At 71.4% G+C, this 23,959-nt stretch carries 20 protein-coding genes and 1 pseudogene; 11 read left to right on the plus strand and 10 right to left on the minus strand.

Annotation, left to right across the window (positions count from 1 at the left end):
- Positions 1-266 precede the first annotated feature (266 nt).
- Positions 267-1,151: a hypothetical protein gene (locus ACZ4FH_RS32070; protein WP_467309290.1), complete on the minus strand. Its 885-nt coding sequence runs from the start codon at positions 1,149-1,151 to the stop codon at positions 267-269.
- 1,745 nt (positions 1,152-2,896) lie between these two features.
- Here ACZ4FH_RS32070 and ACZ4FH_RS32075 point away from each other — a divergent pair.
- Positions 2,897-4,114 carry an outer membrane protein assembly factor BamB family protein gene (locus ACZ4FH_RS32075; protein ID WP_467309291.1) on the plus strand — a complete coding sequence of 406 codons (1,218 nt, stop codon included), beginning with the start codon at positions 2,897-2,899 and terminating at the stop codon, positions 4,112-4,114.
- Between the two features lie 371 nt (positions 4,115-4,485).
- Positions 4,486-4,608 (plus strand): annotated as a pseudogene (locus ACZ4FH_RS32080) (IS5/IS1182 family transposase); the annotation flags it as partial.
- A 59-nt stretch (positions 4,609-4,667) separates the two neighbouring features.
- Here the strand turns inward: ACZ4FH_RS32080 and ACZ4FH_RS32085 are convergent.
- Positions 4,668-5,306, minus strand: coding sequence for a LysE family translocator (locus tag ACZ4FH_RS32085; protein WP_467309292.1), 639 nt, complete (start codon positions 5,304-5,306; stop codon positions 4,668-4,670).
- 432 nt (positions 5,307-5,738) lie between these two features.
- Here ACZ4FH_RS32085 and ACZ4FH_RS32090 point away from each other — a divergent pair, with 432 nt between their 5' ends.
- The 3 genes from ACZ4FH_RS32090 (at position 5,739) to ACZ4FH_RS32100 (ending at position 8,349) form a co-directional block, all read left to right on the plus strand.
- Entirely contained in the window at positions 5,739-6,113 is a 375-nt protein-coding gene (locus ACZ4FH_RS32090; protein WP_467309312.1) for a peptidase inhibitor family I36 protein, read from the plus strand.
- A 231-nt stretch (positions 6,114-6,344) separates the two neighbouring features.
- Positions 6,345-7,202 (plus strand): hypothetical protein, encoded by an 858-nt coding sequence (locus tag ACZ4FH_RS32095; protein WP_467309293.1) that lies wholly within the window; start codon positions 6,345-6,347, stop codon positions 7,200-7,202.
- A gap of 133 nt (positions 7,203-7,335) precedes the next feature.
- Positions 7,336-8,349 carry a winged helix-turn-helix domain-containing protein gene (locus ACZ4FH_RS32100; protein ID WP_467309294.1) on the plus strand — a complete coding sequence of 338 codons (1,014 nt, stop codon included), beginning with the start codon at positions 7,336-7,338 and terminating at the stop codon, positions 8,347-8,349.
- Positions 8,350-8,545: 196 nt separating this feature from the next.
- Here ACZ4FH_RS32100 and ACZ4FH_RS32105 read toward each other — a convergent pair whose 3' ends face one another.
- Both ACZ4FH_RS32105 and ACZ4FH_RS32110 read right to left on the minus strand, forming a co-directional pair.
- The gene (locus ACZ4FH_RS32105; RefSeq protein WP_467309295.1) at positions 8,546-10,051 is read right to left on the minus strand and encodes an alpha/beta hydrolase; all 1,506 of its coding nucleotides are present in this window, start codon (positions 10,049-10,051) and stop codon (positions 8,546-8,548) included.
- Positions 10,052-10,075: 24 nt separating this feature from the next.
- Positions 10,076-10,474, minus strand: a complete 399-nt coding sequence (locus ACZ4FH_RS32110; RefSeq protein WP_467309296.1) for a DUF4190 domain-containing protein — start codon at positions 10,472-10,474, stop codon at positions 10,076-10,078.
- Positions 10,475-10,613: 139 nt separating this feature from the next.
- On the opposite strand from ACZ4FH_RS32110, the gene ACZ4FH_RS32115 reads away from it, so the two are divergent.
- From ACZ4FH_RS32115 to ACZ4FH_RS32125, 3 genes are all read left to right on the plus strand, one after another.
- On the plus strand, positions 10,614-11,864 hold the full coding sequence (locus tag ACZ4FH_RS32115; protein ID WP_467309297.1) for a sensor histidine kinase: 1,251 nt from the start codon (positions 10,614-10,616) through the stop codon (positions 11,862-11,864).
- Positions 11,861-12,535, plus strand: coding sequence for a response regulator transcription factor (locus tag ACZ4FH_RS32120; protein WP_467309298.1), 675 nt, complete (start codon positions 11,861-11,863; stop codon positions 12,533-12,535). Before ACZ4FH_RS32115 ends, ACZ4FH_RS32120 begins: the two co-directional genes overlap by 4 nt.
- Positions 12,536-12,742: 207 nt before the next feature.
- Entirely contained in the window at positions 12,743-13,558 is an 816-nt protein-coding gene (locus tag ACZ4FH_RS32125) for an SAM-dependent methyltransferase (protein ID WP_467309299.1), read from the plus strand.
- 108 nt (positions 13,559-13,666) lie between these two features.
- Here ACZ4FH_RS32125 and ACZ4FH_RS32130 read toward each other — a convergent pair whose 3' ends face one another.
- A complete protein-coding gene (locus ACZ4FH_RS32130) occupies positions 13,667-14,836 on the minus strand; it encodes a hypothetical protein (RefSeq protein ID WP_467309300.1) in 1,170 nt (389 codons plus the stop codon).
- Between the two features lie 429 nt (positions 14,837-15,265).
- Positions 15,266-16,660, minus strand: coding sequence for a hypothetical protein (locus tag ACZ4FH_RS32135; RefSeq protein WP_467309301.1), 1,395 nt, complete (start codon positions 16,658-16,660; stop codon positions 15,266-15,268).
- Positions 16,661-16,837: 177 nt separating this feature from the next.
- On the opposite strand from ACZ4FH_RS32135, the gene ACZ4FH_RS32140 reads away from it, so the two are divergent.
- Positions 16,838-18,148: a molybdopterin-dependent oxidoreductase gene (locus tag ACZ4FH_RS32140; RefSeq protein WP_467309302.1), complete on the plus strand. Its 1,311-nt coding sequence runs from the start codon at positions 16,838-16,840 to the stop codon at positions 18,146-18,148.
- Positions 18,149-18,476: 328 nt separating this feature from the next.
- On the opposite strand, the gene ACZ4FH_RS32145 is transcribed toward ACZ4FH_RS32140, so the two are convergent.
- The 3 genes from ACZ4FH_RS32145 to ACZ4FH_RS32155 are packed head-to-tail and all read right to left on the minus strand — an operon-like array spanning position 18,477 to position 20,664.
- Positions 18,477-19,301: a class I SAM-dependent methyltransferase gene (locus ACZ4FH_RS32145; RefSeq protein WP_467309303.1), complete on the minus strand. Its 825-nt coding sequence runs from the start codon at positions 19,299-19,301 to the stop codon at positions 18,477-18,479.
- Complete coding sequence (locus ACZ4FH_RS32150) at positions 19,298-19,963, minus strand: TIGR04282 family arsenosugar biosynthesis glycosyltransferase (protein ID WP_467309304.1); 666 nt, start codon at positions 19,961-19,963, stop codon at positions 19,298-19,300. The genes ACZ4FH_RS32145 and ACZ4FH_RS32150 overlap by 4 nt, the downstream gene beginning before the upstream one ends.
- Positions 19,960-20,664 carry a glycosyltransferase family 2 protein gene (locus tag ACZ4FH_RS32155; RefSeq protein WP_467309305.1) on the minus strand — a complete coding sequence of 235 codons (705 nt, stop codon included), beginning with the start codon at positions 20,662-20,664 and terminating at the stop codon, positions 19,960-19,962. Before ACZ4FH_RS32155 ends, ACZ4FH_RS32150 begins: the two co-directional genes overlap by 4 nt.
- 186 nt (positions 20,665-20,850) lie before the next feature.
- Between ACZ4FH_RS32155 and ACZ4FH_RS32160 the strand changes: the two genes are divergently transcribed.
- On the plus strand, positions 20,851-21,666 hold the full coding sequence (locus ACZ4FH_RS32160) for a response regulator transcription factor (protein ID WP_467309313.1): 816 nt from the start codon (positions 20,851-20,853) through the stop codon (positions 21,664-21,666).
- Complete coding sequence (locus ACZ4FH_RS32165) at positions 21,663-22,769, plus strand: sensor histidine kinase (protein WP_467309306.1); 1,107 nt, start codon at positions 21,663-21,665, stop codon at positions 22,767-22,769. Before ACZ4FH_RS32160 ends, ACZ4FH_RS32165 begins: the two co-directional genes overlap by 4 nt.
- Before the next feature lie 132 nt (positions 22,770-22,901).
- Here the strand turns inward: ACZ4FH_RS32165 and ACZ4FH_RS32170 are convergent.
- Positions 22,902-23,959, minus strand: a 1,058-nt coding sequence (locus tag ACZ4FH_RS32170) for an NAD-dependent epimerase/dehydratase family protein (RefSeq protein WP_467309307.1), incomplete at its 5' end; no start/stop codon positions are given.

Consider the following 23,959-nt stretch of genomic DNA (forward strand, 5'->3'; position numbering starts at 1 on the left):
GTCTCATGCCTCCAGCCGCACCATGCGGCCGATCTCAGTCTCGTTGCCCTCGAAGGCGGATCATTCGTACCCACCTCTGCACACACGTGCCTCTGGCAAGATTCTCGTAGCCAGAGATCAGCGCCGTGCCATGGTCGGTGGGTCCGTGTGCGAAGGCGAGCTGGACCGGCGCCCGCAACAGCACCGGACCGGCTTCGATGTACCACTCCCCGTACGCGTCGCCGCTGATGTATCCCGGGAGCCGACGATGAGGGCTCAGCAGAGTCTCAGGCTCCGCCGGCGGGGACGCTGCGCAGCCCGCCGATGAAGTCCGACGGACGCTGATCGTCCGCGATGAACCGCAGGACGCTGTCGGTGAGCTGCTGAGGGTGGGGCGTTTCGAGGCTCACGGCCAGGGTTTCGTACGTGCCGTAGGCGACGGACCCGTCGGAGAACTCGAGACCGTCGGACTCCTTGACGAGCGCCCACTCACTGTCGCCGCGGTGGAAGTTGTACTCCTCGTCGTCGGTGTGGAGGGTGATGTCGCAGCCACACCCCAACCCTTCCGGGTCATCGAACACGTCGCTCTCGTGGGGCTGGTTCAGAGTGACCGTGCCGTCGTGCTGCTCTGTGAGCAGCGCCGCGACGGCCACCAGGGTCTCGTGGATGTTCGCCGGGATGGGGGCATAGGCGGGTGCGGCCTCCAGCGCGCGCACGATGACGGGGGCATGCCGTGCGGCCAGCGAGGCAACCTGGTCGGATGCCGACTGGAGAGATGCCAGAGCATCGGCGAGATTCTCCTCCTGCCCGGGACCGGCCTCGGAGGGCAGGAGAGTCTCACCGCGCCCCGCGATACGTTCGACCGCGCGCCCGAGTTCCTGGAGCGCTGCCGCTTGGTGCTGCATCTGGACGAAGAGGCCAGCGGCGACGTGCGCGGCATCCTGGGGGGTGTAGAGCGACCACGGAGACGACAGTGCCGTCACCACGGCCGCGGTCGTCTCCTCGGCGGCGGCGACCATCTCCACGGTGTCCACGGGGTCGTGCAGTCCATGGTCGACCGCGCAGCGAACCTCCCTCGCCAGATCGCTGGAGTCGGGTACAGCGCGCAGGAAGACCTGGTGCCACCAAGGCACTTCTGGTTCATCAGCCGGTGACGGCTGGTCGATGTGCATTCCCGCATTCTTCCAGAACCGACCGTGGAGGGAACGCACGTCAGGGCCCGTCTGCCGCCCGCAAGAACCGCGTCCCTTCCCCTTACCTGCCGCGCACGGCACAACGGCCCGACCAGAACCGGCGGTCCGCCGCCGAGCAGCCGACCCGGCCTGCCCGGCGAAGTGCAGGCACAGGGGAGCGAAGAGACCGGGCACCGTACTCCACAGCGCCCGAATCCTGCGGCGGCTCCCCAGCACTGCGCCGAACGCGCCTGCCAGGCCCGCGACATGAGGGAGGATGGGCCGGTGATCAGCGGGGATCTCTCAGCGCGCCTGCCCGGCGCACGCAGCCGTCTCATCGTTCAGCGCAGTGAACTGGCGTCCTGCTGGGGCGGGCTGGTGCCCGAGGAGCACGCCGCCCCTGACGACCAAACCTTCCACTGGCTGGACGGACATGCCCAACGAAGCACAGAGCCCGTTCATCGACCCGGAATCCGACTACCCATGCTGCTGGTTCTGCCCGGCTCTGCGGCTGCCACGTTCCGGCTTCGTGGTCGCCGACCGCCCCAGCCGGCTCTGGCCATTCGACCCCGTGGACGGTTTCCGATACACCGTCGATGACCGCACCCCGGTCTGCGTTCATCCGGGCAAGGTAGGCCTGGCGGCGGAGCGTACCGCACCGCCACCAGCCATCGAACCGCTCCTCACCCCGGACCGGCCCGCAAGAGGGCGCCGATGGTGGCGCCGCTGAGCGGGCCGGAAGGCAGGAACTGTCAACGGCCATCAGCCCTGGCGGCCAGAACCTCAGCATCTGCTCAGCGGCACAATCCGTCCAACGTCGGTGGAGGGGGCGTCTGCGTACGGCAGGTTGCCCGGCGTCCGAACCGACGCCGCTGCTCGGCGGTGTCTGCACAGTCCTCACAGCTGTCGTGATCAACCTGCCCTGCCCTGTCCGGCAGCGGGGCTGGCGAAGTTGACCGGAACGCGGTCGTCGCCGGTCCGCCACCTGGAACGATCCCGTCATGACGCCCCCCACGCACACGCTTCACACCAGGTTCTCGGTCACCACCGGGGAGCATCCCGGTGGTGACCGACCCAGCGAAGACCGCATCCACCAAGCTCCGCTTCACCTCCGCCTCCGAGCCGGGCTCGTGACCTGGCATTCCGAGGCGGCGACCCTGCAGCGGGCAGACGCAACGGACCTGATCCGGGAGTGGTCGGTCAGCTCAGTGCTGCTGTTAGGGAAATGCTGGGGTGCGTGCCGCAGGAAGGGTGATACCGCACGGCTGAGCGGATGTACCCGGGCGGAGCGTCCAGGCAACCTCGCCTGTTCCCGTCAGTCAGCCGCTCGCCACGAGGCACAGCACGGTGAAGCCGAGAACGGGCCGGGTGAGCGCCCAGCCGAGGGAGTCTCCCAGTTGCTTGAAGGAGGGGCCGCCCCCGTGGTCTGCGCGGAAGGACAGGGTGAACTCGGCGACCCTCGTGCAGCGGTCGGCGTGCTGGTCCCGTCGATGTAGGGCCAGGCAGGGGCTTCCGCCGGGTTCGAGGCGTTCGGCGGGACACGATGCACTGGCTCGCCCGTACGCTGGCGTCGCCTGAATGCTCGGGCCAGGGGGAGGGGCAGTATGACTACGCGTACGACCGACGACGCGCCGCTGGGACGGACACCCGGACCGGAGGGTCGCTGGGTATCGGGACGGGAACGGGCAGGCCGGCGAAGAAGGGGACGCACCCGCCTTCTCACGACCGTCGCGTTCCTCGTTGCCGTGGCCACCGGCTGCTCCGCCTTCGGACGCTCGCTGAGCGTCGTCTGGGAGGCCCCGGCCGACAACATCGTCGAGGAACGCGGCAACGGCGCCTGGCTGATCGGCGACACACTCGTCCGCAGCCGGTACGACAAGGTCACCGCCTTCGCCGCGGATACGGGCAAGGCGCGCTGGGAGTACGCCCCGCCCGGCCGGGAACGCGTCTGCGCGGTCAGCCGGAACGCGGTCGACTCCGTCGTGCTGATCGCACGGGGCCGCACCACGCCCGAGGGCTGCACGACCGTCGCCGCGCTCGACCTCACGACCGGCCACGAGCGCTGGCACACCGCCCGCACGGCGGGGGGCCGACTGACCGAGACGTTCACCGGGATGGTGGCCGCGGGCGGCGGGCTGGCCCTCCTGCGGGACGCCGACGACGACTGGGCCATCGCTATGCGGCCCGGCATCCCCGGTACGAAGGCCCTGCGCGCCTTCGATCTGCGGACCGGAGCCAAGCGCTGGACGGCAGCCGTCCCCGAGGGCTGCGTCCCCGAGCAGGTCGAGGCCGGGAAGCGGCAGGTCGTCGCCCTCCTCGCCTGCGACCGCACCGACCTGAGCCTCGCCGCGTTCGCCCCGGACGACGGCCGGCTGCGCTGGACCGCGCCGCTCGGCAGCCGCACGGTGCCCGCACCGGACGGACAACTCGCCCTGCTGTCCGCCGAACCGGCGATGGTGCAGACCGCCACGAGGGAACTCGCGCCGGGCGCCTTCCTGGCCTTCGACGAGGCCGGAAGGACCACGGCCCGGATCGACTTCAAGGGCGACTACGGCGACCTCCAGGCCCACACACCCGCCCTCGTGTCGGTCCATGACGGGCGCCTCTACGTCGGAGCCGAGAGCCGGACACGCACGGCGTACCGGGACCGTGTCGTCGCCTTCGACCTCAAGGACGGCCGACGGCTCTGGCTGGAGAACGTGGCTGTCGCGGGCGGCCTGCGCGGCCTCGACGTGTCCGGTGACCGGGTGACCGTCCTCTCCGACCAGGGCTCCCGCAAGGACGGTCACGAACAGCTGCGCGTCCTCGACGCCACCGACGGCGACGAGCAGGAGAACATCGACACCGGCCTGGACATGATCCGCACGGAAACCGAACTGGCAGCCCTGTTCACATTCAAGGACCACATCATCACCGCACGCCACGCCCCAGGCAGCCCTTTGGTGGTGTACGCCCGCCAATAGCCACACGCGAACGCCCACGCAAGAGCGGCCGGTCACTCCCGTGAACGGTCCTTCCGGGAGGCGGGGACAGAGCCGCCGTCAGGGGCCTGTTGACGGCTCTGTGCCCGTGCGACGGTGACCGCGGAGCCGTCTGGAGAATGCCGTCCTGTCAGGGCACTCGGGCGCGCCGTGTGTGGCACGGCCGGCAGCAGTGCTTGCGGAGCCCTGCCCAGGTCTTGTGTGATATTTCGGCACAAATGACCCGGTCTGTGGTGAGGGTCCCCGTGACCGTGGCACCGACGGGGGAGAACTCTTCCCCCTTCGTGGCAGAACGGCCGGCGGCCGTCTGCTCCGGTTGCGCCGAAAGCACCGACGACTACGGACTTTTCAAGGAGACGTACAAGCAGCGGAACGCGGTCGAGCGGTGCATCGTCCGGCTCAAGCAGTGGCGCGGCCCGTCCATGCGGACGGACACGCTCGCCATCGCCCACCGGGCCGCACTTCACGTCACGTCGTGTTCATCTCGATCCGGGTCCGACGCGGAGCAGGTCGATGGACTTCGGCTTTCAGAACCTCAGTCGCTGAGTGCCAGCCTGATTCCGAAGATGCCGATGACCGTACCGGTGATCCGGTCGAGCAGACGGCGGGCCTGGGGTTTGCGGAGCCAGCCGTGCAGGACCCGGGCGAAGCCGATCAGGACGGCAGACCAGAGCAGGCCGAGGAGAATGTGCACCGTGGTCAGTAGGAGGCCCATGGTGAAGTGGCCAGCGCCCGCAGGGATGAACTGTGGCAGGACGGCGACGTAGAAGGCGCCCATCTTCGGGTTCAGGAGGTTGGTGAGCGTCCCCTGCCGCCAGCCGCTCCTGACCGAGTCCGTGCCGGTGGCCAAGACGGAGTCGTCCGCGTCTGCCGCGGGCAACCTCCGGAAGGCGTCCCGGAGCATGCGGAACCCCATCCAGATCAAGTAAGCGGCGCCGATCCAGCGCAACGCCGAATAGGCCAGATGGGAGGCGGTGAGAAGCGCGGTTATTCCGAGGGAAGTGAAAGCCCCCCAGACCAGGGTGCCGGTCTGAATTCCGAGGACGACGCCCCAGGCCCGCTTGCGCCAGCCAAGGGCGGACGTGCGCAGGATCAGCGCCGTATCAAGCCCCGGAGTCAGAGTGAGGAGCCCTACAACCAGGGCGAAGGACCATAGAGCGGAGCTTGTTGCCATGGAGTGCCAGCCTACCCCGCCAGATCACCTGCCTTGTCAGCAGGTCCGGTAGGTCTGCTGCTGCTCCAATGAGACAGGCTCGGTGAGCGCGAGCCGTGGGCGATCCTCGCCAGGTGGAACGAGCGCCCTGAGGCAGGCGCGGTAGGGCCGGATGCGCATCCCGGCCAGGGAGGGATCGACGCCCGCGCCCACCCCCGCCGTGAGCACCGCTTCCCGTAGCGGATCGACACCCTTTGTGGAGGGCCCCGCCCTTCGGGCACCCGCGCCGCGGCGGTCCGACCGACGGCCTTCGAGGTGTGCGGACCGAGGTGTTCGGGCCACGCCGAATCGTCTCGATCCGCCGGGTGGGCCCGGCCAGTCTGGAACGCAGCGACGCTGCCCGCGCCCTTCGAAGCGGACAGCACGGCAGACAAGGAGCACAACGTGAAGCGCATGCTCACCGCACTGGCCGGGACCGCACTTCTGGGGGCCGGTCTCCTCGCGGCGCCGGGGGCCGCGGCGGCCGAGACGGCGGCGGACACCGCTGCGGCGAACACCTGCAACGCGGGCTACTACTGCGTGTACTGGGACGCCAACTACCAGGGCCGAGAGTTCCTGTTCGGCGGGAACAACTCCAGTTGGGCCTCCTGGGCGATCTTCAACGACGACTCGTCGTCCTGGAACGGCGGTACGTCGGGAATGGGCGTCATCCTCTACGGCGACGAGGGCTACAGCCGCCCCCTGGGCTGCCTCCCCGACGGCCGGGGCTGGACCCAGCACCGCCCCAACGACGACGGCGAAGGCAACAAGTGGACCTGGAGCTGCTGACCCCGGTCCCGTGACTCACCCCGGCGGTCCCCGGGGCGGTCACGCCGCCCCGGGGACCGCCTCGACCCGACGAACGAGGTGCCTCGCATGTTCCGGTCCCGCCCCCCGCGCCGTACGACCCTGCTGCTCGCGGGGACGACCGCGCTGCTTGCTCTGGCCTCCTGCGGGCCGGCGCACGACAACGACCACCGGCCTGCTTCCGGGGTGTCGTCGCGAGCGGGGACGACCCCCGTGGCCCCGCCGACGATCACTCCCCACGAAGACCCCACCGGAGATTCCCGGAGCGACCCCAAAGGCGATCCGGCGGAGCAGCGGCTGCTGTTCGAGACACAAGAACGCATGGTCGCCGCCTGCATGCGGGATCGCGGCAGGCCGTACCGGCCCCTGGCCTGGCACGCTCCGGACCGTACGGACGGCAGCGACGACGCCCACGGCGACGACATCGCGGCACGCCGGCGCGAGGGGTACGGCGCCCTTGCGGCGCTCGTGCCGGCGCGTGCCGAGGACCCCAACGGCGACTACCTGCGGACCCTGGCCCGGGACGAGGCCAAGGCCTACGGTGCGGCGCTGTTCGGTACACAGGCTCATCGCCTCGAAGTGAACCTTCCCGACGGCGTGGTCTTCATGAATACGGACGGCTGCGTCGCACATGCCGAGCGGCAGTTGTACGGCGACCTGACCGTGTGGCTGAGGGCTCAGATGACCGTGATGAACCTGGCCAGTGAGATCAGCCGCAGGGTGACCGACGACGACCGGACCGTCCAGACCCTGCCGGCGTGGCGTGACTGCATGAAGGCTCGCGGATTCCCCTACAAGGACCCGGCCGCGGGCCGGGCGGCGGTGTTCGCCAGATACGAGAAGGAGTCCGGCGGTCCCAGCGCCCGGCCTCAGGATCTCGACCGGCTCAGGCGCCGGGAGATCGCCGTCGCCGTCGCCGACGCCACGTGCGACGCGCGCGCCGGCCGCGCGCGCACCATGCGCGACCTCGAAAACCACTACCGCCGCGAAGTCACCCGGGAACACGCGGAACAGATCGCGATCTACCGGAAGCTCCGTCAGCAGGCCGCCGCCCGCCTGACGGAGCGCTGAGTCCGCCTGGCCCGCCCGCCTTCGGCTCGATCCCTACTGGCCCGCTGCCCCACTCTCAACGAGGATGGCCGTCGACGCGCAGACGGACAGCAGCACCGGTACGGGCCGGGCGGGTTTCGGGGATGGCGACGACGTGTCGTTACGCATTCACTTCACCATGGAGGACCTCGCGCGGACGCGCATCGCCGAGGGGCCCGCACCCTGCTTCGAGCTGAGCACCGCAGTGCGCCAACTGCAGGAACGGACTCATCTGGTACGTCTCGGAGCCTGGCGCCACCACACCCTGTCCGCCCTGCATCCTGCTTCCCGGATGGTCTTCGGACTCATGCCCCGCCGCGGGCGCGTCACCGAGTTCCTGAGCGGCGCGAACAGCTCCACCCCCGCCGAACTGCTTGAAGAGATCCGTGCCACGCCCCGGCGCCGCTTGCGGGCCAGTCTGGAAGGGACGGCGCGGCACCAACCCCTGCCCTCTTGGGCCCATCGGCTGCCCGACGACCCGGCGCTCCTCCAGCGGTTATGCGACAGCCTGGAGCACGTGGCCGGCCACGCCCTGACCCCGCACTGGCAGGAGATTCAGGCCATGGCGGCGGTCGACGCGGCGGTGCGCTCCCGCCAGATGCTCAGCGGCGGCGTGGAGAACCTTCTCGCCCGCATCAACCCGCGATGGATCCGCTGGCGGGCCCCCGTGCTGGAGGTCGCGATGATCTCAAGGACGGACGCCGACGTGCACCTGGCCGGACAAGGGCTGCTGCTCCAGCCGTCGGTGTTCGCTGTGGAGGTCCCGGTGATCGACCTCGACGCCGTGCCGCAGCCCGTCCTCACCTACCCGGTGGCTCAGCTCCAGGACGGCGTGACCACCCCCCTGTTCACCGCGGGCCGGGGCCGGACAGCACCAGCGGTCGACCTGGTCGGATCCATGCTCGGCCACACCCGGGCCGCAGTGCTCAGCGCCATCGCCGGCCACCCAGGCTGCTCGACCCAGCAGCTCGCCGCACTCATCGGCATCGCCAAGGCCAGCGCCAGCGAGCACGCCACGACGCTCCGCAACGCAGGCCTGATCGACACCCACCGAGACCGCCGGACCACCGCCCACATCGCCACAACCACCGGCATCGCGGTGCTCAACGCGCCGTTCGGACGACCCTAGTCCTGCCTGGGCCACGGGCCACGCCACGCGCCCGGGGTTGAAGGACGTTCTCACCCGAGCCCGCGCAGCCAGACGGGGAGACGGCCGCCGCGCTCGACGGGGACCTGGAGCCAGAGCCCTGCCCGGCCGTGGCACGCGCCCGGCGCGGTGCGGCGGGGCCGGCGGTGCGGCGAACCCGAAGAGGTGCAATCGGGCGTCAGTTCGGGGGTGCGGTCTGGCAGTGCTGGTCGGTGGCGGGGAGTCCGCCTGTGGTGAGGTAGGCCGTGGCGACCTGGTCCGCGCAGGAAGGGCCGTCCGGCGCATAGAGGACACCGTGTCCTTCGCCTCCGGTGACGGTGAGCATGCGGGAGCCGCGCAACGCCTGGTGCATGGCCTGGGCGGCGAAGAGGGGGGTCTGGGGGTCCCATTCGTTCTGGGTGATCAGCGCACGTGCCTTGTTGTTGATGATGGTCTGTGGCTCGCTGCCCTGTTCCCAGAAGGCGCAGGGGGTGATGGCTGCCGCGAAGTCGCCGTAGAGCGGATACCTTTCCTGGTCGCGGACCGCCTCGCGGCGGTATTCCCCGGGGTCGTGTGACCAGGTCCGGGTGTCGGCGCACATGTAGGACCACGCGGCCGACGCGTAGGAGTCGTCGGATTCCTGGGTTCCGCCGGCAGTGCCACGGACCGGCTTCTTGCTGTCGGACGCCTTCTTCAGCGCGGCGATCCATTCGGCAGCGCTTTGGACGTGGACGAATGCGCGACTGTTGGCGCGGATGTCGTCCCCGGTGAGGGTCTGTCCCTCGAAGGCGACGGGGTCGTGGTCGGCTCGTGCGATCAGGTCCCAGAAGGCCGCACGTACCTCTGCTGGAGTCCTTCCGAGCCCGTACTGATGGTCCCGCTGCGCGGTCCAGCCGGCCCAGCGTGTGAATGCCTGCTCTGCCGCCTTGGCCATGTCCTGGAACATTCCCCGGTAGACCCGGGTGGGGTCGGTCGCGCTGTCGAGCACGAACCGGTCGGTACGCCGGGGGAAGAGCTGCATGTAGACGGCTCCGAGGTAGGTGCCGTACGAGATTCCCAGGTAGGAGATCCTCTCCTCGCCGAGCGCGGCGCGGATGACGTCCAAGTCGCGGGCGCTGTTGCGGGTGGTGAGCTGCGTCAGCTCGTCGCCGGCGGCGGCCCGGCATTTCGCGGCGACCGTGCGGGCCCGGCCGACGTCCTGTACGAAGGACTCCGCCTTGTACGGATGGTCGGACTGTTCCTCGGGGGTCAGGCCACGGCTGACAGGCGCGCTTCGGCCGGTGCCCCGTGGGTCGAACCCGATGAGGTCGTACCGCCGCTTCACCTCCTCAGGAAGTTTCATGAGCGGGTCGACGGGCAGGTCCAGCCCGGACGCTCCGGGGCCGCCCGGGTTGAGCAGCAGCACTCCGCGGCGTTCCTCCGGGCTGCCCGCCTTGAGCCGGGAAATCGCGAGGCCGATGCTCCTGCCCTCCGGGTCGCTGTAGTTCAGGGGCACCTTGACCGTCGCGCACTCAAGGGCGCTCGGGATTTTCGAGGGGCAAGGGTCCCAACGGAGCTTCTGCCGCGTGTACGCCCACAGGGGGTCCTGGGCGGAGAGCGCGCTGGAGGATTCGGACGTGGTGACGACAGCCGCCGCCGTCAGGAGGGAAGCCGTCGCGAGGCCGGCGGCGAGCAGGCGGGTTCTACGGGTGTTGCTGTCACGCATGGTGAGGCCGGTCCTGTCCTTGTGTCAGTTCTCGTCGAAGTGCTGGCGGACGCATTCCGCGTACTGGTGCAGGCTGTCCGGCCGGTAGCAGTCCTGCGTTCTGTCCGCGTACCAGAGCAGGACGACGACAGACAGCCCGGACACGGCGATCGCCACGGATGCCGTCACCACGGAGGCGACGGCCCTGCGCCGGCCGGCTCCGGTACGCCCGGTGGTGAACAGCGCGGCAACGCCGAGAACCAGACCGATACATGCGGGGACGAAGCCGATGAGTACGGGGGAGGCGAGGAGTCCGGCGATGCCGAGGGCCAGCGCGGCCGTGGCAAGACCGTTCCTCGGTGCCGTGCGCCTCGGCGCTGTCCATGTGTGTTCCTGTGCGGGGCCCGCCCCGTTCGGCGGAGTGTCAAGTACGTGAGTGTCCATGGCCCGTTCTTCCATTCCGTCAGGCAAGGCCTCGATTCTTGATCTCGTCGCGCCGGGGAACATCCCGGGAAAGCGGGAGATCTTCCTCCCCCGATCGGGGGAGGAAGCCGGTGAACGGCCCGGCGATAATTGCCTGATCATGTTCAAGGGATCTCGGCCGCTGATGAGCGGCTCCACGTATGCCGGTGCGCTCTTCGCCTACTGCGGCGCCCTGGCGAGCCTCCCACTGCTGCCCTTCGCGGCACTGCCGGCGCTGCTGTGGCCCTCCGTCCCGCAGGAGGTGGCGATCACCCTCACCGTGCTGGTCTGGTCCGCGCTGATCGGCGTGACTGGGCTGGCCCGCACCACGCGACGGATACTGATCGCATGCGCCCGGCGAATACTCGCGGTGCCGTTGCCGGACCCCGCGGACAAGGACCGGAACACAGACCGTTCCGGCTCCGGCCGGTGGCGTACCCCTCTCTGGCTGCTGACGCACGTGGCGCTGGGGTGGACGGGGGCACAGCTGAGCGTCCTGCTGGCTGTCGCGGGGCTGCTCCTGCCCGGTGGCTGGGCCGGCGCCGAGGCCGGGGTGAGTGTGAACGGGCGGACGCTGCGGCCGGGCAGCGGATGGCAGAGCTGGGTGGTGGCACTCGGCTGTCTGATGCTCGCCGCGGTCCTGTGCTGGGCCGTCACCTATGCCCTGCGGTGGCTGGCACCGCGCCTGCTGGGTCCTTCATCCGCAGAACGCCTCGCGTTGGCGGCGGAACGGGAGCGGACGCTCGCCGAACGCAACAGGCTGGCCCATGAGCTGCACGACTCGATCGGCCACACCCTGACGGCCACCACGATCCAGGCAGCGGTCGCGGGCGAGGTACTCGGCTCCGACCCGGTCGCGGCGCGCGCCGCCCTGCGCGGCATCGAACAGTCGTCCCGGGCCGCCCTGGAGGACCTGGACTATGTGCTGGGCATGCTGCGCGAGGAGCAGACGGAAACAGCTGCGCCCCTGCGGTCCCTGTCCGATCTTCCCGAACTGCTCGACCGGTTGCGGGACATGGGTGCCGTGGTCGAACCGGAGCTCTCGGGCGACCTGGCCCAGGTGCAGGCGACGCTCTCCCGGGCCGCGTACCGGATCCTCCAGGAGGGCCTGACGAATGCGCTCAGGCACGGAGCTGGGGGCCCGATCCTGATCACCGTAGCGGCCGTGCCGGGAGTGCTGGAACTCAGTGTGGTCAACCGGCGCGGTTCAGCACCGGCTCCGGGCACCACGGGTGCCTTCCGCACCTCCGGGCACGGTCTGCCGGGGCTCACCGAGCGCGTGCGGCTCCTCCACGGGGAGATCTCAACAGGCCCGCACGGGCCGGAACAGTGGCGGCTCACGGTCCGGCTGCCGCTGCGCGTGCAGGCATGAGCGCCCAGGACCGCGAGAACGTCTCCCTTCTGATCGCGGACGACGACGAAGTGACTCGAAGCGGTCTGCGTACCCTGCTCGGTCTGCAGCAGGGAATGTCCGTGGCCGGGGAAGCAGCCGACGGCATCGAAGCGCTCCGAGAGGCCCGGCGACTGCGCCCGGACGTGGTCCTGATGGATGTGCGCATGCCCCGTCTCAACGGCATCGAGGCCACCCGACAGCTCCTCGCGGAACCGGGCCGGCCACCAAAAGTGGTAGTGATCACCACCTTCGAGAACGACGGCTACGTCACCGCTGCCCTCAGCGCCGGCGCCAGCGGATTCGTCCTCAAACGGGAACCCGTACCCCGCATCGCCGAGGCCGTCAGAATCGTCGCCGCCGGCGAAGCGATCCTCTTCCCGGCCGCTCTGCGCCGAATGGTCACCGCCCTTCCCCGCCGCTCGACGCAAGCACTTCCCCAGGCAGCCCTCACCGTCCGGGAGGAAGAGATACTGCGCCTGATGGCCACCGGTATGTCCAACCCCGAGATCGCGCACACATCCGGGGTCAGTCCGGAGACCGTGAAGACGCACGTCGGCAACGTCCTGACCAAACTCGGAGCGCACAATCGCACCCACGCGGTCGTCATCGCCTACGAAACCGGCCTGGTCGTGCCCGGCAGTCCGGGCTGACTGGCGGATCCGAGGACCCTGGCGCGCCCCGTTGATCCTCCCGGGTTGGGCATCGGCCGTGAGTAGGCGCCCGCGCCTGCGACGTGATGAGTCAGGCGGAAGTGACCCGTGGGGCAAGGGTGGGTTCGCACTGCGCAGTATGTTCAAATGACTCTGGCCAGAGCGTTGTTGTGTGAATCGAACGTGCCGTCGTGTGAAGGAGATCGTGTGTTCCCCAACGGGTCATTCGAACAGGGAAAGCCGCACCCGGCGCGGGTCTACGACAGCCTCCTCGGTGGCAAGGACAACTACCCGGTGGACCAAGCCGTCGCGGAGGGCATCGCCCAGCGCTGGCCGGAGATCCAGCGGAGTGCGCAGCAGAACCGGGCATGGATGGCGCGCGCTGTACGGCACATGGTGACAGAGGGCGGTGTCACACAGTTCCTGGACATCGGCACGGGCATCCCCACCCGGCCCAACCTGCACGAGATCGCTCAAGGCATCGTGCCCTCGGCTCGTATCGTCTACGTGGACAACGACCCCGTGGTCTTGAGGCATGCCGAGGCACTGCTCACCCCGCTGTCACCAGAGGGCCGCTCGACCTATCTGCAGGCCGACCTGCGTGACCCGCGCGCGGTACTGGACTCGCCCGAGGTGACCGAGACACTCGACATGACACGTCCGGTGGGCCTGGTCCTGGCCGCGATCCTGCACTTCCTCGACGAGGACGAGGACCCGGCGGGCATCCTGCGGGTTCTCGTGGACGCTCTTCCGGCCGGCTCATATGTCGCGTTGTCCCATGCCTGCGGTGACGCAGATCCCGTCAGGGCAGCGGAGGCATCGGCCTTCTACCGGCAGAACAAGGTCTCCAAGCCCGTGGTGCTGCGCACGCAGAAGCAGATCGAGGAGTTCTTCACCGGACTGGAACTGCTGGAACCGGGCGTAGTGACCGTCGACCGCTGGCGCCCGGACGCATCGGTGGCAGAGGGGCCTGACGACATGGGCTTCCGTGGCGGCCTGGGCCTCAAGCACGGGACTGCCTGAGGGCCGGAAGGCGTTGCCGACCGACTTCTGGGGCCTTGGGGCTTTGGGTCCTGTGGTGTTGGCGGCACCGGGACCCGAACGCGCTCGCGCACCTGAAGCGGGGTCCTCCTACTCGGCCGGCGGACGGAGCATCGGTTCGAAGGGCGCGTCCTCCTCGCCCCCGACCGAAGGGAGGAAGCCGTCCGGGACGGTGCGGGCGGCTGTGGCGAGGAGGCGGGTCAGAACCTCGGGCTCGGTAGCCGGGGGGAGGCGAAGGGCGGCGAGGAGACGATCGCGGACCGTGGGGTGGTCCGGATGGTCCTCAAGGTAGTCGGCGTTGAGCGCGGGGGGACGGAAGCCGCCCAGGGCGTCGTGCCAGGAGGGGAGGACGATGGCCAGGGTCAGGGCCTCGGCGAGGGACTCCGCGATGAGGGAGGCCTGGCCCTCGGAGTCGGTGTACAGGACGGGGCGGACGAGGTCGGAGCCGGCCGGGCCGCAGAGGTAGTGGGTGCCCCCCGCGTTGCAGCCGGCCACGGGCTCCACCGGGACACCGGCCGGCAGGGTGATCGACTCGATGGGGTCGGTCCGCGTGATGTCGAACTCGCCGTCCCAGGCGAGGTACGCCTCGACCTCGGGGTCGGCTCCGATCCGGCGGAGCAGGGCCTCGTCGGAGAAAGCGTCCGGGTTGAGGCCGCGCGCGGCTTCGAGGGTCAGGGGGTGGCCCGCGAGGACGCGGCGGACGGTGTCGAGGGGGACCGGCCGCCCGTAGTCCTCCTCGAAGTGCGCCTGGACGGCCTCGGGGGAGCGGTCGGTGAGGATGCGGAAGAGGTGCCCGGAGCCGTCCGGGTCCGGGTTGCCCGAAGGGAACTCGATGCCCGAGCCGGTGCGCCAGGCACTGCCGCCGGTCTCCCACCACAAGCAGGCGGTGACCCGCGGGGCGCCGAGGCCCTCGTCGACGAAGGCCGGGTCGTCCAGGAGCGGACGCAGCGCGGCGGGCACCTCGTCGATGACACCGGGCCAGACCTGCTCGTCGTCCGTGCCGTACGGGCTCATCTCCGACTCGTGGTCGAAGCCGCGGACGAGCACACCGGCCGGGGCGAAGAGGACGGAGAAGTCGTCACCCGAGCCGTTGTCCATCAGGGCCGCCTCCGTGCCGCATCCCCAGGTGGTGGAGAAGGAATAGCGGGAGAATCGCGGGTCGCGGCAGAGCGCCTGGTCCAGCACGGCCAGCGCGCGCAGGTGCGCGCGGAGCTCGGCGGGGTCCGGGAGGAGGGCGGCGGTCGTGTGCACGGTGTCCATGGGCCCATGGAAGCAGCCGGCACTGACATCCGGGGCAGCGGTATCACCAGCCACGCCCGCGCACTCACCTCCGAAGTCCGTTGCCGCGCCGACCAACTGCCCAGGCTCGGCGGACCCGAGGCGCTCGCCGACGTCGTCCTGCGCGCGGCTGAAAGGCGGCTGTCCGTGCAGATCTGGGGCACCATGTGCCGCGTCCTGGATCGTGCCCTTCTCGTCCCCGCCTTTCTACGAACGGCTGGACCGCCCAGAGGCCCGGCTCGCCCCGGAGCCAGCTGTACCGGTCGGCGGCGCGGGGTGAGCGACAGCCAGCGAATGTGTCCTCCGCCAACACTGAGTGACACAACGGTGCCGGGTTTCTTCGGAGCAGGGGGCGGTCCAGGCTTCCGGCTCCTTTCGCGGGTCAACGTGTCCGGGCTTATGCGTGTTCCGCTACCAGCCGGTCCAGAGCAGGTGGTTGACGGTCAGGGCCACGGCCGCTTGTGCGGCCAGCCAGCCGCGCCGGGCGGGTGCGGGCAGGAGGGCGGCGGCCGGGAGCAGCCAGAGCATGAAGGGCTGCCAGATCCGTTCTGTCTCCGCTTTGCTCATTCCTGACAGATCGGCGGCCAGCAGGGCGAGGAACCAGGCCGCTACCAGCAGGATCAGGCGCTGCGACGGAACGGCTGTGCCGGATCGCAGGGCGCGTACGGCGCCGGGTGCGCCCGCCGCCGCCCGGCGGATGCCCGCGAGGGTGGCCGGTCCGACCGCGATCGCGGTGCAGGCGAGGTTGGCCCAGACCCAGTACGTGTAGGGGCGGACGCCGCCGGCTCCCTGGTAGTAGCGCTCGACGAGGAGGCGGTAGGCCTCCCACCAGTTGAAGCCCGCGAGCGTGAAGGCCGCCGGTACCACCAGGGCTCCCAAGACGAGGAGGGGGAGGGGGCGGGCGGTGCGGGTGAGGACGAGGACGGCCAGGAGGGGGAGCGCGATGAGCGTCAGCCCGTAACTGAGATAGCAGGTCAGCCCGTAGAGGAGCCCGGCGCCCAGTGCGGCGGCAGCGGGGCTGCGGACCGTACGGGTCGCGGCCAGGGCGGACAGGGCGACGGACCAGGCCGCCACCGCGGTGAAGTAGCCGTCGGCCGAGGTACCCGCCCAGATCGCGACCGGTGCGAGGACGACGAACGGGGCGGCGAGGCGTGCGGTGTGTTCGTCCGCCAGGGTACGGACGGTGATCAGGACAGCGACGACCGCGGAGGCACCGGTCACGATGCACCAGACGCCCGCCCAGGCGCCGCCGCCGAGCCCGATGCGGTCGAGCAGGACGAAGGTCAGGGTGGAGGCCGGTGGGTGGCCGGCGACGTGGGCCGGCCAGTTGTCCGGCTGCCCGGCCAGGATGTGTCCGTTGAAGCCGCGCAGGGCGGCGCCGATGTCGTCGAAGCGGCCGATGACCCGCAGGTACTCGTGCTTGGTGGTGAGGCGTTCCGCGATCCCGCGGTGCCAGCCGTCGATCAGCGCGAGCGAGAAGACCCAGGCCAGCGAGGCGGCGTAACAGCTCAGGAGCAGCCCCCGCCAGCGCAGCCGGCCGGCGAGCACCGGACCGCGGGCGATCACGGCGACGGCGACGGCGGGCGCGGCCCAGGTCCCGGGTCCGACGTGCGGATCCCAGTGCGCGAGCAGCGGCGGCCAGTGGACGACGAGGGTACGCAGGGGATCGTCGAACGCCCGGCCGACGAGCACGGCGGCGGCCACCAGCACCACACCCGCCCCGGCGGCGGCCAGGTCGCGGAGGTGTCCGGAGTGCCGTACGGGGAGTGGTTCGACGGTCTGCTCGGTGCGGTCCACGGTCTTCACGCAGGCACCGTACGCAGGACAGGGCCGTGGCCACGCCTCCTGCCGGGGCGCGTCACCGAACCGTCAGATTCGACGCCGGCCGGGACTCCGCTCCCCCCGTTCCCGCCGGGGTGATGTCATCGTTTCGTCAGGAGTCGTCACCGCCTCACGCCCGCGTCCGCGGCATAGCGTCGGGGCATGGGAGACAGCCGTCGGCACAGTCCGGCCCCACCCGCGTTCCTTTCCCGGCTCCTCGGAGGGCGGGAGACGACCCTCCTCGCACGCCTGCCCTCCGCGCCGGGGTTCTGGCGCAGTCCGGTGCGAGGCGTGCGGTTCACCGCCGTGCTCGGCCTCGTGCTGCTCGCCGGGATCACCGTGCTCTTCGTCACCGGGCTGCTGTCCTACGCGGCGTACAACCCGGACCTGAACCGGGTCAACGACAAGACGCCGGACAAGGGCCTGCTGGGCTTCTACCTCTTCGCGTGGCCGACCGGGCCGCACTGGCTGTACCGGCTGACCCAGGGACTCCACGTCACCCTGGGAATCGTGCTCGTCCCCGTCCTGCTGGCCAAGCTCTGGTCCGTCGTGCCGAGGCTCTTCGCGCTGCCGCCGGTCCGCTCCGCCGGGCATGCGCTGGAGCGGATCTCGCTCCTCCTCCTGGTGGGCGGGGCGCTGTTCGAGTTCGTCACCGGGCTGCTCAACATCCAGCTGGAGTACGTGTTCCCGGGCTCGTTCTACCCGCTGCACTTCTACGGGGCGTGGGTGTTCTTCGCCGCCTTCCTCACCCACGCCGCGCTCCGGGTGCCGCAGGCCGTACGGGTGCTGAGGTCGGGCGGCCTGAGCGAGGAGGTCCCGGACGATCCACTGGAGTCGCCCGACCCCGCCCCACCGACGCTGTCGCGGCGCGGAGCGCTGGCCATGGTGGGCGCCGGTTCCCTCGTACTGCTGATGACCTCGGCCGGACGGAGCTTCGACGGCCCGCTGCGCCGGCTCGCGGTCCTCGCACCGCACGGCGCGGCCGAGCCGGGATCCGGGCCCAACGGCTTCCAGATCAACAAGACGGCCGCCGCGGTCGGTCTCACCACGGCCGACACCGGGGACGGCTGGTGGCTCACCGTCAGCGGCCCGGCCGGAGACCTCCGGTTCACCCGGGAGCAGCTGATGGCCATGGACCTGCACAGCGCGGCGCTCCCGATCGCGTGCGTGGAGGGCTGGTCCACCTCGGACCAGTGGTGGCGCGGGGTACGTCTGACGGATCTGGCGGCGCTCGCCGGATACCCGGACCGGCCGCCCGGTGTCCTGGTGGAATCGCTCCAGCGCAGCGGGCCCTTCCGCCGGGCCGCTCTGCGCGACAACCAGGTGCGCGACCCGCGCTCCCTGCTCGCGCTCCAGGTCAACGGCGAGAACCTGACCCCGGATCACGGATATCCGGCACGGATCGTCGTCCCGGCCGCCCCCGGCGTACTCAACACCAAATGGGTGTCCCGGCTGACCTTCGGAGAGCTGTGAGTACGGTCGACAACACGCGCAGGGGCGTGCGGCGGTGGTACGGAGAGGGGCCACTGCACCTGGTGCTGATGGCGGCGACCTTCGCGCTGGCCGGCTACGCGGGCGTGCGACTGCTGGCGGGGGACACCTTCGGCGTGATCGTGTGGTTCGCCGGCGCCGCCCTCGTCCACGACCTGGTGCTCGTCCCGCTCTACGCGGGCGCCGACCGGCTGCTGTGCGGGGCGGCCGGCCGGCGATCGGGACTGGTCAACTTCGTCCGGGTGCCCGCCTTCCTCTCCGGCCTGCTGCTGCTCGTCTGGTTCCCGCTGATCACGCGGCGGACGGAGCGTTACGAAGGGGCGAGCGGGCTGTCCCCCGACGTGTTCCTGGGGAACTGGCTGCTGATCACGGCCGCGCTGTTCCTGGTGTCGGGGCTCTGGCCGGTCGTCCGGATTCTCCGGCTGCGCCGCAGGGAGACGAACGAGCGACCGCCCACGTCCCACTGATCGACGGAGCGCAGCCCGTGCGGACGGGCGTACCTCAGCAGCGCGGAGGTACCGAGCCGGGCCCAGGGGAAGGGCTCGGCCGGTGCCGCCCCGGCCGAGAGGGCCCGCCCGTCGTCCAACTGCACGCGGACCCGCTCGTCGATGTCCTGCGATGCGGTCTCGGCGATGAGGAGCCCGGCCGGGGCCAGCAGTTCCGCCGTACGCCGCAGCAGGCGGGACGGGTCGCCGCCGATGCCGACGTTGCCGTCGAGCAGGAGCGCGGTGCCCCAGCGCCCTTCGCCCGGCAGCGGCTCGAAGACGGAGCGGCGCAGCGCGGAACCGCCCAGCCGCAGCGTGCGGTCGACCGCGGCCTCGCTGACGTCGACGCCGAGCGCCCGCTGCCCGCGGGCCGCGAGCGCGGCGACCAGCCTCCCCGGGCCGCATCCGATGTCCAGGACCGGTCCCTCGCACCGGCGCAGGGCCGACAGATCGGCGGCGTCCGCGCCGGCGCACCAGCGCTCGACGTCCAGCGGCAGCAACCAGCCGTCCGTACGGCGCAGGAAGAGCGGACCGTGCCCGCTGCGCAGCGCGTCGGCGTACGGATCGGTGCCCCACGCGCCGGTGTTCCACGAGGCGGCGTCCTCGTACGGAGCGTTCAGCACGCCCCGGTGACGGCCCGCCCGGCTCACCGGACCACCGCCCGGGACAGCCGGGCGAACTCCGCGGCGAACCGCCCGTGCGGCGCCAGCGCGGCGACATGCGCGGCGTCGGCCGCCGTGTCCACGTCCCGCAGCCGGGGGAGATCCCGGACCACCAGCCCGGCCTCGACCAGCCGGCGCCGCTGCACCGCACCGGTCTCGGGCACCGACATCGGCACGCCACGCAGGAGTCCGGGGTCGGGCGCGGCAAGCCCGAGCGCCCAGAACCCGCCGTCCTCGGCCGGGCCGAACCAGGCGTCGCAGCCGTCCCAGGCGGCGGGGTGCAGCGCGGGGGCCAGATCGGCCGCCGAGACCTGCGGCGTGTCCATCCCGATCAGGACGGCCGGACCGGTGCAGGCGCCGAACGCGGCGGCGAGCCGCTCGTCGAGACCACCCGCGCACTGTGCGACCACCTCGATGCCGGGAGGCAGCCACGGTCCCGGCCTGCCGTCGAGGACGACCACCCGCCGCACGGCGGGCAGCCTGCGGACGGTGCTCAGCGTGTCGGCGAGCGCCGCCTCGGCCAGGCACGCGGCCTCCGTCGGCGAGAAGTCCGGAGTGAGACGGGTCTTGACCCGGCCCGGCAGCGGCTCCTTCGCGATGACGAGCAGGGTCGCCGGACCCGTGCGGGAGCCGGGAACGGATGCGCTCACCGGGCCACCCCCGCCCCGACCGGCGGCTCGCCCAGGACGGCCCGCATGTCCCGCACCGCGTGCCAGGTGCCCAGCCAGGTGCCGGTGACCTTGGACCTCCCCGTCCGCGCGAGGTAGGGGACGTCCGTCTCGGTGACACGCAGCCCCGCGTCGGCGGCGCGCACGACCATCTGCAACGGGTAACCGCTGCGCCGGTCGGTGAGCCCCAGGCCCAGCAGATCGGCCCGGCGCGCGGCCCGCATCGGTCCCAGGTCGTGCAGGCGCAGCCCGGTGCGGCGGCGCAGCATCCGGGACAGGGCCGCATTGCCCGCCCGCGCGTGCAGCGGCCACGCGCCGCGCTCCTCGGGACGCCGCCGGCCGAGCAGCAGATCGCTCTCCCCGTCGGCGATCCTGCGTACGAAGCCCGGCAGCAGCCCGGGGTCCAGCGAGCCGTCGCAGTCGCAGAAGCAGACGAACTCCGCGTCGGAGGCGAGCAGCCCGGCATGACAGGCCGCGCCGAATCCGCGCCGCGGTTCGCGCACCACCGTCGCGCCGAGGGAGCGGGCCAGCTCCGCCGAGCCGTCGGTCGAGCCGTTGTCCACGACGATCGCCCGCCAGCCACGAGGCACCGAGGCCAACACCGCGGGCAGGGCAGCGGCCTCGTCCAGACAGGGCAGAACGACATCGGCGCGGGGGCCGGAAGTATCGGAGGGAGGAATCACGCGGCTCACCCTACGGAGCGAAAGCCGACAAATCGGGTTCCGTATTCTTACGAAACGTGGACGTCGGCGACCGACGGCCCGGGGGGCCCGTGCTCCCCGTCCCGCGGATGCCAGGGTGGAGGCATGCACCCGACCCCGGACACCTCACCCTCCCGCCCCATCGGCGGCCGGACAGACGCCCGCGCGGTGGACGGCGCCCCGCCGTCGGGAGAGACCGGTTCCCTCCCGGCGGGCGGGCCACCCACCGGCCCCCCTCCCCGCGGCCACGTACTCGTCGTGGACGACGACCCCACGGTCGCCGAGGTGGTCACCGGCTACCTGACCCGGGCCGGATACGAGGTCGCCCGCGCCATGAACGGACCGGCCGCGCTGAAGCAGTACACGGCCCGCCGGCCCGACCTGGCCGTCCTGGACCTCATGCTGCCCGGCATGGACGGCTTCGAGGTCTGCCGCCGCATGCGGGCGCAGGGCCCCGTCCCGGTCATCATGCTCACCGCGCGCGGCGACGAGGACGACCGCATCCTCGGCCTGGAGACGGGGGCCGACGACTACGTCACCAAACCGTTCAGCCCCCGCGAACTCGTGCTGCGCGTCGACGCCGTCCTGCGCCGCGCCCGAGCTGCCGCCGCACCCTCCGGCCGCTCCGCACCGATCGAGGGCGCGGGCCTCGTCCTGGACCCGGCGGCCCGCAGCGCGACGCACGGGGGCCGGACCCTGGCACTGACACTGCGCGAATTCGACCTGCTCGCCTTCCTCCTGCGCCATCCCGGCCGGGTCTTCACCCGGGAGGAGCTGATGAGCAGCGTCTGGGGCTGGGACTTCGGGGACCTGTCGACGGTGACGGTCCACATCCGCCGCCTGCGCGGGAAGGTGGAGAGCGACCCGGCCCGCCCCGAGCTGATCCGTACGGTCTGGGGCGTCGGCTACAGGCTGGACCTCCCCGCCGCCCGGACGAACGACACCACCGCTTCCACGGATTCCGTTTCGGCGCGGCCGTCATGACCGACATCCTGCTCATCGCGCTCTTCGCCTTCCTGGGCGCCGCCGCGGCCGGACTGCTCGGAGCACTCGTGCTGCGGCTCTCCCGGCACCGTTCGCTCGTCGTCTCCCTGACCGTCGTGGCCACCGTGGCCGTGACCGCGATGCTCGCCGGCACCCTGGCCGTCGCCTGGGCGATGTTCCTGTCGCCGCACGACCTGACCGTGGTCACCACCGTCGTCGCCATGGCCGCGGTCGTCTCGCTCGCCACCGCGACGCTGCTCGGCCGCTGGGTGGCGGCCAGCAGCCGCGATCTGACCCTCGCCGCCCGCTCCTTCGGCGACGGCGGCACGTTCGCGGCCCCCGAGGCCCCGGCCACCGCCGAACTGGCCGCGCTCACCCGCGAACTGGCCGCCACCAGCGCCAAGCTCGACCGTTCGCGCGAACGCGAGCGGGCCCTGGAGACCTCGCGACGCGAGCTCGTCGCCTGGATCTCGCACGACCTGCGCACCCCCCTCGCCGGTCTGCGCGCCATGTCCGAGGCGCTGGAGGACGGCATGGCCGTCGACTCGCGGCGCTACCTGCGGCAGATACGCACGGAGGTGGAGCGGATGAACGACATGGTCGGCGACCTGTTCGAGCTCTCCCGCATCCACGCCGGCTCGCTCACCCTCACCCCCACCCGGATCTCCGTCTACGACCTGGTGGGCGACGCACTCGCCGGTGCGCACCCGCTCGCCCGTGAGCACGGCGTGCGGCTGGTCGGTGACCGGATCGACGCGGTACCCGTCGAGGTCGACGGCAAGGAGATGAGCCGCGTCCTGGACAACCTCCTGGTCAACGCCATCCGGCGCACCCCCGTCGACGGCACCGTCGCGGTGGCCGCCCAGCGCGCGGACGACGGAGTGGTGCTCTCGGTGACCGACGGCTGCGGCGGCATCCCGGAGGAGGACCTGCCCCGTGTCTTCGACACCGGCTGGCGCGGCACCCACGCACGGACGCCCCCGGCCGGGGCGGGGCTCGGGCTCGCCATCGTGCGCGGAATCGTCGAGGCGCACGCCGGCCGGGCCGAGGTCCGCAACGTCACCGGCGGCTGCTGCTTCGAGGTGACGCTGCCGGCCGTGTGAGCGTCACCCCGGCGGCAACGTCGCCGGCGGCTGCCGCTTCGAGGCGACGCTGCCGACGGGTTTGAGCCTCACCCCGGCACGGCAACGTCACCGGCTGCTGCTGCTTCGAGCTGACGCTGCCACGGCCTGGGCTCACCCCGCCGCCACCACCGCCCCTTCCCGCAGCGGTGCCGCCGCGAACGCCGCCATGCCCTCGGCGAAGCCCACCGCCGGCCTCCAGCCCAGTTCCTCGCGCAGCCGCCGCGAGTCCGCCGTGACATGGCGTACGTCCCCGAGCCGGTACTCACCGGTGACCACCGGAGCCGGGCCCCCGTGGGCCGAGGCCAGCGCGGTGGCCATCTCGCCGATGGTGTGCGGCTGCCCGCTCCCGGTGTTGTACACCGCGAAGGAGCCGGGCCCGCGTCCCGCGACCGCCTCCAGCGCCACCGTGTTCGCGGCCGCCACGTCCCGCACATGGACGAAGTCCCGGCGCTGGCCGCCGTCCTCGAAGACACGTGGCGCCTCGCCCCGGGCCAGGGCCGAACGGAAGAAGGAGGCGACACCCGCGTACGGGGTGTCGCGCGGCATGCCGGGCCCGTACACGTTGTGGTAGCGCAACGACACAGCGCGCCCGCCCGTCGCCCGCGCCCAGGAGGAGGCGAGGTGTTCCTGGGCCAGCTTGGTCGTCGCGTACACATTGCGCGGGTCCACCGGCGCGTCCTCACCGACGAGTCCGGGCACCAGGTCCGCCCCGCAGGACGGGCAGCGCGGCTCGAAACGGCCCTCGGCCAGATCGGCCTCGGCACGGGGGCCCGGCCGGACCGGGCCGTGGACCGGACAGTCGTACCGGCCCTCCCCGTAGACCACCATCGATCCGGCCAGGACCAGGTTCCGCACCCCGGCGCCCGCCATCGCCGCGAGCAGCACAGCCGTTCCGAGACCGTTGCACCCCATGTAGTCCGGTGCGTCCGCGAAGTCCCTGCCGAGACCGACCATCGCCGCCTGGTGGCAGACCGCGTCGGCACCGCACAGCACACGGTCCACGGCCTCACGGTCCCGCACGTCCCCCACCACGAACCCGCCGCCGGAACCCGTCGGCACCCCGGCGCCGGCGCTGGCGCCGTGCGCCGACGGGAGCAGAGCATCGAGGACCACCGCCTCGTGCCCCGCCGACACAAGGCTCCGCACGATCTCCGAACCGATGAACCCGG

This window comes from Streptomyces sp. NPDC024555 (assembly GCF_055559335.1).